The organism is Pseudoalteromonas sp. 20-MNA-CIBAN-0454 (genome assembly GCF_040308685.1).
GTDB lineage: Bacteria > Pseudomonadota > Gammaproteobacteria > Enterobacterales > Alteromonadaceae > Pseudoalteromonas > Pseudoalteromonas nigrifaciens.
Genome location: NZ_JBEOOB010000041.1, coordinates 17,893 through 30,326, shown reverse-complemented (window position 1 = coordinate 30,326; position 12,434 = coordinate 17,893). Strand labels below are relative to the sequence as shown.

Annotated in this window: 7 protein-coding genes; all 7 read right to left on the bottom strand. The window is 41.7% G+C overall.

Annotation, left to right across the window (positions count from 1 at the left end; all coding sequences use genetic code 11):
- Positions 1-85: 85 nt before the first annotated feature.
- The 7 genes from AAEZ22_RS16065 to AAEZ22_RS16035 all read right to left on the bottom strand — a co-directional run bounded on the left by AAEZ22_RS16065 (position 86) and on the right by AAEZ22_RS16035 (position 12,423).
- A complete protein-coding gene (locus tag AAEZ22_RS16065) occupies positions 86-448 on the bottom strand; it encodes a hypothetical protein (RefSeq protein ID WP_352298017.1) in 363 nt (120 codons plus the stop codon).
- A gap of 355 nt (positions 449-803) precedes the next feature.
- Positions 804-2,525: an alpha-amylase family glycosyl hydrolase gene (locus AAEZ22_RS16060; protein ID WP_352298014.1), complete on the bottom strand. Its 1,722-nt coding sequence runs from the start codon at positions 2,523-2,525 to the stop codon at positions 804-806.
- Between the two features lie 171 nt (positions 2,526-2,696).
- Positions 2,697-4,190 (bottom strand): MFS transporter, encoded by a 1,494-nt coding sequence (locus AAEZ22_RS16055; protein ID WP_179806619.1) that lies wholly within the window; start codon positions 4,188-4,190, stop codon positions 2,697-2,699.
- Positions 4,183-6,051 carry an alpha-amylase family glycosyl hydrolase gene (locus tag AAEZ22_RS16050; RefSeq protein ID WP_339686305.1) on the bottom strand — a complete coding sequence of 623 codons (1,869 nt, stop codon included), beginning with the start codon at positions 6,049-6,051 and terminating at the stop codon, positions 4,183-4,185. The genes AAEZ22_RS16055 and AAEZ22_RS16050 overlap by 8 nt, the downstream gene beginning before the upstream one ends.
- 106 nt (positions 6,052-6,157) lie before the next feature.
- On the bottom strand, positions 6,158-8,014 hold the full coding sequence (locus AAEZ22_RS16045) for a glycoside hydrolase family 13 protein (protein WP_352298011.1): 1,857 nt from the start codon (positions 8,012-8,014) through the stop codon (positions 6,158-6,160).
- Positions 8,015-9,514, bottom strand: coding sequence for a tryptophan halogenase family protein (locus AAEZ22_RS16040; protein ID WP_352298008.1), 1,500 nt, complete (start codon positions 9,512-9,514; stop codon positions 8,015-8,017).
- Positions 9,515-9,606: 92 nt separating this feature from the next.
- The gene (locus AAEZ22_RS16035; RefSeq protein WP_339684821.1) at positions 9,607-12,423 is read right to left on the bottom strand and encodes a TonB-dependent receptor; all 2,817 of its coding nucleotides are present in this window, start codon (positions 12,421-12,423) and stop codon (positions 9,607-9,609) included.
- Between the last annotated feature and the right edge of the window lie 11 nt (positions 12,424-12,434).

The following is a 12,434-nucleotide window of genomic DNA, read 5'->3' as shown; positions in this document are numbered from 1 at the left end:
AGATGAACCGCCCATTGCGGACCCGCATGATGGGTGGTGTGGGGGCTGGAGGTTAGAGACCTCCGGCTACCCGATTATGTATAAATTAAATCGGTAGTTTTCCTGTGCCCGATGTCCACAATATAATCTGAATTGGGGCAATAATTATCTGAATGCGGAAATATAAGAAAAACACATAAAAAGCAGTTGAAACGAGTCCATTGCTGTCAGCTGGGTAAACATATATTTCTTTTAAATACTCGTATGACTGGCGAGTACCGTGTGTTGCTTTAGTAATAAGAAAAAGGTAACTAATGGTGGAAAGTAAAAATGCAGAGTTATACCCTTTTAGTGCCATATAAATAAATGCAGCTGTTGCTAAAGTAGCACCAACAATATTAAACCAAATATCAATTATTCCACTGTCGAATACATTTTTGAAAAATAACCGCTTATCCTTAGTTGGCACCAAACTCTCCTTTATACATAACACCTTATTGAACACCACTATGGGGGTTTATAACACCCCAAAACGGCGTATATTACATAGCTAAATAGTTGCACCAAACAACTCCAATGTAAACAAGTAATTACGTGTGTTATAAAATTATCTTTGTTAAAATATCCCAAAACGACTTTTAATAATGTTATAGGGCAAAATGCAAGTAAGTGCTTATATGCACAGCTTTACTTTAATGTGATCTGATGTGTGACTTTGTGAAACTTCCCTTTAAATCGTGTTTCTACAAAGGGCGAACGGGGGGAGCTGTGCGTAGTAAAAAATAGAGGCTAACGTATGTTAACCCCTATAATAAGTATGCTATTTACAGTGTGTTATTTAGTAACAATAAACCATAGCCGGCAAGTTGATCGCCATTGAGATCGTGCTGCCAACTGGCTGTTAAACCGTCGCGTGTAATACTGCTGATGTTTTGAGCTTTATCGGTTAGGTTAAGTACAAAAACACTTTTGCTGCCGTTTAACTCTCGCGTTATTTCTACTATGCCATTGTCTTGCTGCGTTAGCTGGTAACTGCCGTTAATAGTAAACTCTGGGCGCTGCTTTTTCATTGCGATTAAGTGCTGATATAAACGCCAAACAGAATTTGGTTGTGCTTGCTGCGCTGCAACGCTGCGATCGCCTGCTGCTAGTTGCTTAGCAAGAAACTCTGGCCACCAGTTTGCAAAATCATCACCAAATAATGCCGTTTCTTCAACCCAACTATTGTTACTTTGCGTAAAGCCCGCTTGATGACTATTGTCCCACTGCATAGGCGCACGTTTATAAACATCGTCACCGATGCGCTGCTGCGTTAAGCCTATTTCTTCACCGTAGTAAATATACGGCGTACCTGGCGAGCTAAATAACATGGCCGCAGCTAGTTTTGCTTTACCATCGTGCTCTTTAAGTTGATAAGCAACACGTTCTTGATCGTGATTAGTTAAGAACGGTGTAAAAAAGTGCAGTGGTGCTTGTGAGTCTTTACGTTGTTGTAGGTTTTCATCAAGGATGAGTGCATTTTTACCTTTGTGCTGCTCATTAGATGGCATAGTACCAAAGAGCACATCTGTGTCGGTATCGGTTTTAAGTAAGCTCAAAATTTTATAGCCTACTTCAAAGTCAAAGCCTTGATCTAGCCCCTTACCTTCCCCATAGTACTTTGCGGCAATAGGAAGGTCGGCCCATGCTTCTCCTACTAGGTAAGCTTGTGGATTTACACTTTTTATATATTGATTAAAGTCTTGCCAATATTCTATCGTTTCTTGGGTGTCGGCTTGTGCATTTGCACCGCCTTCCATAGCAAAGCGTACTGCATCAAGCCTAAATCCTGCTACGCCTTTGTCGAGCCAAAACTTTGCCATTTTTTTCATTTCATTAGCCACATCTGGGTGGCGTAAATTTAAATCGGGTTGGCTTGCACCAAATGCACCATAATAATATTGCTTACGCGTTTCACTCCAATGCCATACGGCTTCTGGCTTGTCGTTATCGCTCCAAGCATGCCCCCAACCACTGCCTGCTTTAGGCATATCGTCACGCCATACAAAATAGTCGCTAAATGGCGCTTGTTGTTTTTCAGATTGTTGAAACCAATCATGCTGACTAGATATATGATTGATCACTAAATCTAGTATAACTTTCATACCTTTGTCATCAGCCGCTTTTATAAACGCTTCAAACTCAGCCATGCTGCCATAGTCACTTTCAACTTTATAAAACTCTGTAAAGTCATAGCCATGATAAGAAGGCGCTTCGAAAATAGGTGTTAACCACAGTGCATTTACACCTAACTCTTCTAGGTATGGGAGTTTTGCGCTCATGCCATTAAAGTCGCCATGACCATCGTTATTGCTGTCGTAAAAGCTGCGCGGCCAAATTTGATAAAATATGGCACTTTGCCACCAATCTGCTGGCTGTTCTACTGCTTTAGTTTGCGCAGTAGTTACTGCGTTATTAGTGTTAGTATTCGTTGATGGCGCAGGCGCTGGCTTACAACCAGTTAATGTTAGTGCCAGTGCTAATGCACTCAAGGTAAAGGTTTTCATTTTATCCCCTTTGTTTTTGTTGTTTATGCTAATTGCTGTATACCATTCAATTAAAGTGTAACTGTAATATGTTGCGAATGGTTTTAGCCTAATGGTTAGTTATTTTGCTGCCTCTGCCCTTGCCTTAAAAATGCAATGGTAGAGGCAGTAATTTGCTTTTATTTATAAAAATTAAGATTGTTTAACGCGCAATACGGCAACGGCTGCCAGTAAAAACGACACCGCGCCTATTAACAAAGCGTATATTGGTTGATTCTCAAAAAAGTGGCGTAATATAAGCCCTAAAATGCTGGCGGCTAACAGCTGGGGTATAACAATAAAAAAGTTAAATATGCCCATATAAACACCCATTTTACTGCTCGGCACCGAGGTACTTAACATGGCGTATGGCAGTGATAAAATAGACGCCCACGCAAAGCCAATACCTATCATTGGCCAAATAAGTAAGGTGGGATCTTTAATAACAATAAAGCTGGCTAAGCCCAGCGCGCCTAAAATTAGGTTAAAACAATGGGCGAGCTTTAAACCAACGCGCTTAACTATTATCGGAATACATATTGCAGCAAGTGCTGCAAAGCCGTTATACGCGGCAAATAATATACCTACCCAGTCAGCGCCGTTGTTATAAGCTGGGGAACTGGTATCGCTGCTGCCGTAATGAAAACCCGTTACCGCTGAAGTGGTATAAATCCACATTGCAAATAACGAAAACCAGCTAAAAAACTGCACCCACGCCAGCTGCTTCATGGCTTCGGGCATAGTAAATACGTCGTTTAATACCTGATAAAAACCGCCCGATGTAAGTTGTTTAGTTTGCAAGGCTGCCGCTATAAACTGAACAACCCCAAAACTCACTAAACCACCAGCCAATAAATACAGTTCTTTTTCTAAATTTAAGGCGCTTACCAAGGCTAAAACGGCTAAGCCTAAAACACTAAATATTATGCCCCCTTTGCTAAAGTTAATATTAGCTGTTGGTTGGCTTTGAGAAGCAGGCTCTTCTTGTTGATTAAATGCAGCGAGTTGCTCTGGCGAGTATTCTTTGGTGGTTAGAATACTCCAACCTACAGCAACCAGTAAAATTACCGCGCCAAAGTAAAACGAATATTTTACTGAATCAGGAATTTGCCCAGCCGGTGCAGTATTGGCAATACCAAACCAGTTAGCCATCATCCATGGTAGTGCTGATGCAACTACAGCGCCAATGCCGATAAAAAAGCTTTGCATGGCATAACCTGTTGCACGCTGTTTTTTAGGTAGGTTGTCGCCAACTAAAGCACGAAACGGTTCCATAGTAACGTTAATTGACGCATCCATAATCCACAACATACCGGCAGCAACCCACAGCGTTGGTGAGTTAGGCATTATAAATAACGACAGTGTAGTTAAAATTGCACCATATAAAAAAAACGGACGGCGGCGACCTAACTTACCCCAGGTTTTATCACTCCAGTAACCAATAATAGGCTGTACAATTAACCCCGTTAGCGGAGCGGCTACCCATAAAATAGGTATATCATCAATGTCGGCACCAAGCGTTTGAAATATACGACTAACGTTACCGTTTTGCAGGGCAAACCCAAATTGAATCCCTAAAAAACCAAAACACATGTTCCATATTTGCCAAAAGCTTAGGTCTGGTTTATTGCTATTATTATTATTCATTATTTACCTTATTGGTTAATACCGCGCTACTTAGTGCATTAAGGGTAAGTGTAAAACTTGCACCTTGATCGTTATTGCTCACTAACACACCGCTATGTGTTTCGAGTAAATCGTGTAACGCTGAATTTGCGCCTATATTTGCAGTTGTTTGGCTATTTAAGTTAATAGTGATTGTTTGTTGTTGCTCGCTAAAGTTGCTTAGTACCAAAATAACTTGGCGACCTAAACTACGTGAAAACGCAACAACCCTGTCGCTACCCTGTACGTTTAAAGCGTGCATATCACCGCCCACTACCGCAGGTAAGTTATTTAACGCCATTATGGCTTTGTAGTATTTTTGTAAGCTAGCTTGCTCAGGTGTTAAATTAGCACCATCGAACTGGCCGTTATTCATCCACGCTTGATGCGCAGGAACGCCAATATAATCAAAAATACTGGTACGGGTTGGCGTGCCAAACCCGGCGTTTTCAGAGCCATCTTCGCCTACATCTTGGCCAAAATATAACAAGCTAGGCGAGCGGCTAATTAACGTAGATACCACCATGGCTGGTTTGCCCCATAGCGCGTTACCTGCAAAATCGGGGCTGGCAATACGTTGCTCGTCGTGGTTTTCTAAAAAGTGCAGCATGTGCTGTTCTATATCGGCAACTTGCTGTTGTGCATCAAAAATAGTGCTCGCAGCTTGCTTATTTTGCATAATAGCTTTTAGCGTGTCGTAAAAACCCACCTTGTCGTATAAGTAATCCATTTTGCCCTGATGAATATAACCTCGGTACATTTTTGGGTTATATACTTCGGCAAGTAAAAAGGCATTAGGGTTTTGCATTTTGATTGCCGAATTTAAAAAGCTCCAAAATTCAACTGGCACCATTTCGGCCATGTCATAGCGAAAGCCATCTACGCCTTTATCTAACCAAAATAGTGCAATATCGCGAAATTTATACCAGCTGTTAGGTAGGTTTTTGTCTTGCCAAAATTCATAGTGCGCTCGGGCATCTTTAGTTGCAAAGCTTGCAGGTAGGGTTGGAAAGTCATAACTGCCATCGGGTTTAACCCCGTAGTTTACTTTTACAGTTTCGTACCAGTCGTTTATATCGGGCTTGGCTGCACGCGCGCCGTTTCCTGTCCATTTAGCAGGGCTTTCGTTAAACAAGCCATCGGCTAATGGGTGTGCATCTCCTCCTAAAACTTGGTATTGATCAGAGCTAGGTACTTGAAACGACTGCCCTGGCACATAATAAAAGTTATTATCACGCGCATATTCTTTGCTGGTATCGTCTTGCTCGCCAAAGTCTTTTACACCAGCAGGCCTAGCAATTGAATGATAGTTACGCGCCACATGGTTTGGCACAATATCAATAACCACTTTCATACCATGTTGATGAGTGCGCTCAATAAGTGCAGAAAACTCCACTAAGCGACGCTCTGGGTTTACTGCAAGATCTGGGTTTACATCGTAGTAATCTTTTATTGCATAAGGCGAACCCGCACGGCCTTTAACTACATCAGGGTCGTCTTGTTTTATCCCGTATTGGCTATAATCGCCCACCAGCGCATGATGCAACACGCCGGTATACCAAACATGGGTGGTGCCTAAATCTTTAATGCCTTGCAATGCGGCGTCATTAAAGTCGGCAAATTTGCCAACCCCATTTTGCTCCTTAGTGCCCCAAGGTACATTCACCGTTTGGGTGTTACCAAACAAACGAGTGAATACTTGGTATACAACTGGTTTGCTGATCTCATCTGCAGATTTAGTTAATTGCTCATTAACCTGATTAGCTTGTGTTTCGCTATCTGAGCAGCCTGTTAGGTAAATGCTGCTGGCTAAAAACAAAGGGCTATATTTAATTATCTTCATTATTGTCATGGTGCTACTTTACTACTTTGTCGTTTTTGTTATGAATTTAATACTAGTGTGAAGCGCGACTGACTGACAGTCGCTGCATACGTATTCATTAAGCAATTTACTCTATCACTAATACTGTGGCGCTCATGGGTGCTAATGTTATTGCATCAGTTAAATTAATTTGCTGCTTAGTAAACAAGTTTGTTGCTGTTGTATGCAGCTTAAGCACCTCTTGCATATACTCTAATGACCAATTTTTAGCCTGCTTATTTTTATTCAAAAATACCAACACTATTTGCTCATCGGCTATACGTGCATAACTGTAAATACCTTGCTGTGGACTAAAATGCGTTAGCTTGCCATAACCTAATGCAGGGCTTTGCTTTCTAAAATTAAGTAACGTACGTAGGGTTTGGTGCATATCACGCTGTGCATTTGTGAGCCCTTTACCTGTAAAGGCATTAACTGTTTGCCCAGCAAAGCCGCCCGGAAAATCAATACGAATATCGCCGTGGTCATTACTGCCTGTGTTATCGAGTAATACTTCGGTGCCATAATACATTTGTGCAATACCGCGGGTGGTAAGCAGCATGGTCATCGCCATTTTGGTTTTATTTAGATTTTGCTTTAGCTCAGTATAAACACGGCTCATATCGTGGTTATCGGCAAATACTAAAAGGTTATTTGGATTAGGGTATAAAAAATCATTGGCAAGTGATTGGTATACTTTAACCCAACCTGTGTTCCAGCTTTCATCTTCGTTTAAAGCTTGAATGAGCGCCTCTTGCAGCGAAAAGTCCATCACACTGGGTAAACTTGAAGTATAACCGTCGCTGTTATTTTTGCCCGCTTGCCAATACGATGCAATTGCTGGATTGGTAGTCCACTCTTCACCAACAATATTAAACGCTGGGTATTCGCTCATAATTGCTTTGGTCCAATTGGCTAAAAAAGCTTTGTCTGAGTATGAATATGTATCTACTCGAATACCGCTTAAATTTGCATACTCAATCCACCAAATGGTGTTTTGAATTAGGTAGGTTGCCAACAAAGGTTGACGCTGGTTTAAATCGGGCATGGTTTCTACAAACCAGCCATCGCTAAATTGACGTTTATCGAACTGGCTGGCGTGAGGGTCTTGAATGGTTTGCCTTGCATGACTAGTGGCATGTTTACCATTGGCAAACTCACCATTAAAATTAATCCAATCAGACGTTGGCTTGTCATTCATCCACACATGCTCAGAGCCAAAGTGATTAAGTACAAAATCCATCACTAAACCAATCCCCAGTTGCTGCGCTTTATTTGACAGCTCTTGGTAGAGTTCATTACTGCCCATACGGGGATCTATATTATAAAAGTCAGTAATAGCATAACCATGGTAAGAGTAGCTTGGCATATTGTTTTCAAGCGCTGGGGTTAACCACAATTGAGTTACCCCTAAATCATTTAAATATGGAAGTGCATTGATCACCCCTTGTAAGTCGCCACCGTGGCGCCCGCCTTTACTTTTTGGATCAGCGGCCTCTAACATGCCTGCTGCGGTGTCGTTACTGCTATCGCCATTTACAAAACGGTCTGGGTTAATTAAATAAAGGGTATCTTGGCTGTTAAAGCCTTTACGCTTGGCACTGTTGCTGCTGCGAGTATGTAACGGGTATTCAAAGCGCTCACCCGTTGGGCTGGTAAACACTAAGTCACCAGGCTTTGCTTGCGGCGTTATTTTTAGGTTTAAAAACGCATAATTAGGGTTATCTGTTTTGCTAATACTGATTAACTTAACCCCATTGTAGGGGATTAATTGCCACTGTTGTTTAGCAATGTTTGGCTCATGCAACATAACTTGCAATGCCTCATTTTGCATGCCAACCCACCAATTTTGTGGCGATACAGACATGGCCTGTGCCTTTGTTGCAGTAAATGGTATTGCAGTAAACAATGTTGTAGCAAACAGTGCTTTAATTAGCTTTTTCATTTAATTATTTTTCATCCTAGATAAAAATTCACTATGGGAAGGGAGTTGTTCAACCGTGTGGTTAATCAAAGCTTTTAAATCAGAAAATAATGCGAGCAGCGGCTCATCAGTTAGGGCGTTGGCTAATGGGTGATAATCATCTGCTTCAAGCCCCTGACCTATCATTACTTGCTGCCACGCTGGCTCGGAAAAAAGTTCGTCGTCTTCTCGAGTGAGCTTGCCTGTTTGCTTGAACAAGGTTATTTTTTGTTGCAGAGTTTCGGGATTACTCATTTGCTGACATTGACGCCCAAATGCGCTATCTGTGCGGGTGGTAAGCTTATAATGTAAAATTATAAAGTCGCGTATGCGTTCTATTTCGGTTTTACTTTGCAGGTTATATGTAGTTACTTGCGAGTGTTTAATCCCATTATGCGGAAACAACTTAATTAATCGAATAGCCGCTGTTTGAATTAAATGAATACTGGTTGACTCTAACGGCTCTAAAAACCCACTTGAGAGTCCAATAGCAACTACATTTTTATGCCATTGTAAGCGTCGGCGCCCCGTTTTAAAACGGATCACCCGCGGCTCTGTTATTGCTTTGCCGGGCAAATTAGCGAGTAATTGCTGCTTTGCTTCATCATCTGTTAAATAGCGGCTCGAGAACACTAAGCCGTTACCAACTCTGTGCTGTAAAGGTATTTGCCATTGCCAACCAGCATTTTGGGCAATAGAGCGAGTATAAGGTACTGGCTCATTCGCTGATTCACTTTGCACTGCTACTGCGCTGTCGCAAGGTAGCCAATGCGTCCAATCTTCAAATCCTGTGTTTAAGGTCTTTTCAATGAGCAATGCACTCAAGCCTGTGCAGTCTATAAATAAATCGCCTGAAATTATTTGCCCATCTAACAGCTCAAGTGCTTTTACAAAACCGCTCTCTGGGCATTGCTTAACATCCGCAATTTGACCCTCAATACGTTTAACACCGCGTGATATAGTCAGCCCTTTTAAAAATTCCCCGTACAAGGTAGCGTCAAAATGATAAGCATAATTTAAACCACTAAGCTGGGTATTAGGAATATGTTTTAAATGGGCGAATTTATGCTGTTTGGCCGCTTGGTAGTTAAGTGAAAAATCCCAAAAATCAGCATTAGTGCCCTGTTGCTTGGCCCTCAACCAATAATGATAAAACTCACAAAACGGGAGATCTTTGCCTATCTCACCAAAAGCATGCATGTAGCTGTGTTGTGGTGCTCGCCAGTTTTCAAACTCGATCCCCAATTTAATGGTCGCTTGAGTTGCTTTAATAAACTCACTCTCAGGTATACCTAATGCCGCATTAAGGTGAAGAATCGGCGAAATGCTCGCTTCACCCACTCCCACAGTACCAATTTGCTCTGATTCAATCAGGGTAATATTAACTATTTTACCTAGCACTTTATTTAGTAAGGCTGCGGTTATCCAACCCGCAGTGCCACCACCAGCTATTACCACGCCTTTTATTTGTTTATTCTGCATAGCCCCTGCTCCACTTGCTTTTAGTTAAGTGTAGTCGATATAAAAAAGCCCTTGTAAAACAAATCACAAGGGCCTTTCAACGCTAAAGAATGTTATAGCTTGTAACTAAAGCCAAGTAAGAACGTACGGCCATAATCTTGGTAATCACGTACTTGTAAATCACTATCACCTTGTAATGATAGAAACGGTTCTTCAGTGATATTTTGTACTTGGAAAGTAATGCTTAAGCCATCTAAGCTTTCTACACCGCCTTCACCAAAGTCATAACCAACTTGCGCATCCCAAATGGTTTCGCCTTTGATATCAACCTGTGTTGTTGCAAAGCCTAAACCATAAACATCACCTTTAAAGGCGCTGCGTTTACGCATACTAGTACGTGCTTGGAAACCACTACGCTCGAAGTAAACCGTTAAGCTATCAATTTGGTCTGATAAGCCTGGTAACTCGTAATCGTTACCGTTTTGATCTTTAAGATCTTGCTCTACACCTGTATGGCTTGCGATTAAGCCAAAACCATCAAGTGATGAATGAAAGATATGAAATGGCAATGCAAGTGATAATTCGTAACCCCATAAGTCACCTTCACCACCGTTCACTTTACCTGAACCAGAACCGGTTGAATTAGCTGGAACTTGACCTGTTGATGGATCAGCAACCCCCGACATATCTACTTCATAGCTGCCATCAAAAATCCACTGGGTGATATCTTTATAGAAGAATGCAGCTGAAAAATAGCCTTCTGCATCAAAGTAGTTTTCGTAGCTTAAATCTAGACCAGTGGCTTCTTTTGGTTCTAAGTTTGGATTACCACCTGAGATAGTCCAATAGTTACCATTTTCATCAGGTTGCTGGTTGTAGGATGCATTTACTGATGCATTCATCTCATCAAGTCGCGCACGTGAAATTGTTTTTGCCGCACCAAAACGAATCGTTTGCTCTTCATCAATCGCAAACGATAAGTTAATGCTTGGTAAAAAGTGGTTATAGTCATGACTTACATCAGTAGGCGTTACCACTACTAACCCATCTGCTGTGGTGTTAGCAGCTGAACCTTGTGATGATTGGTCTGTTTGTACGTAACGCGCACCAATATTACCTGTAACTGGAATTGAGCCAAGCTCGGCATTAATATCAAGTTGCGCAAAAACAGCGGTTACTTCTTCTTGCACTGTCCATGATTGCGTTTTATGTTTTTGGTCCGTTAAGCTTTCTTGCAGTAAGTCATAATAACCATCGTTCACTAAACCATTGGTATCGTAAGCAACCATATCACCCATACCAATAAAATCTAGGCTAGCAGTGCCTAAACGATATTGCTCAGGGATAGACAACATGCCCGGATTTGCAAGCGAGAAGTCTTTTAAGGTCATGTAGTAACCTTCTGATAATTTAGACTTTTCACGGTCACGGTATGAAATACCAAAACTAACTTTACTGAAATACTCACTTTCAAGTACTTTGCTTGCAGCAAACTTTAGTGTGGTTAGTTCATCATTAATTTCAGGAGCATTAATAAAACCATCTTGGGCAGTATTTTCGTAAGGTGTGCCTGTTAAACCATAATTATCGTTCAGTGCTTTACTCGCCCCCCATGACAATGGCCCACCTAATTGAATTAAGCCGTAATCACTGTAATCGAGTTCATGTGAGAACTGCGCACCAGTGTTACCACCGTCAAACGCATAACCTATGTTGTCAGCAACACCATTATTATCTCCACGGCCAGTACCTGAATAGCTTTCGATACTCCAAATTTGGCGCTCTACTTCAGAGCGGCTCGCATCAAACTCAACTGACCAGTCATCACTGATATCATATTTAGTATTAAAACCAAACTGAGTTAACTCCGCATTACGCTCTTCGTAGTCATTACGTACAACAACACGTTGACCTTGTGTTACCGCGCTGGTGATAAAACCACTTTCAGCATCTACGACCGCTGAGCTTGGATCGATTGTTCCTTGGCCCCAAGCAAATGGTACTTCAATACCGCGAAGGATTTTTTCATCTGAGAAGTCAACATAAAGTGCATCAAACGTCATGTTTAAGCGATCTGTTGGTGCGGCTTCGATAACAAGCATTGCAGAATCACGCTCAAGCGTAGATGAACGCACAAATGGTTTTGCGCCACCTAAAATAGGATTGTATGGGCCTACTGTTGTGTCATCTCTAACTTTATTTTCTGAGATACTATAGTCAGGATAACCCCATGAGTTCCAGCGTTTTTCTTGGTTTGGTGAGCTCATGGTATTGTATGCGAATGCGACACCGATTGTGTCATCTGCAAATTGGTCAATATACGACACCGTACCGCGGAAACCTTGATCATCACCGTCTGGGTTTAACTTATCGAAACCAGTTTGCTCTAATTGACCATTAAACATGATCACACGCTCACCTTTACTTAAAGGTTTTACGGTTTGCATGTCGATAACACCTGCAATACCTTCTGCGTCTAAGCTTGCGTTTGGTGTTTTATATACGGTTACACCGCTCATTATTTCAGATGGGTAAAGGTCAAACTCAACACCACGATTGTCCCCAATCGATACCTGCTCACGACCATTAAAGGTTGTTGCACTTTCGTTTTCACTAAAACCACGAACGCTTACACGACTGGCACGGCCATCTAGGCGCTGCGCGGTCAAACCTGGTAAACGTGCAATTGACTCAGCAATTGACGAATCTGGTAATTTACCAATATCTTCTGCAGAGATAGACTCTACTACTTCAGATGAAAAACGTTTTGTATTGATTGACTCAACGACGCTGCCACGGAAACCTTTAACTTCGATGACTTCTACGTCTTCTTTTTTTATTGTATTTTCTTGCGCGGCAGCAGTAGCAAAGCTTGATAAACCGGCAGCTGTTAATGCCAACGTTAATATACTTGGTTTGAACATAGACATGATGTTATTCC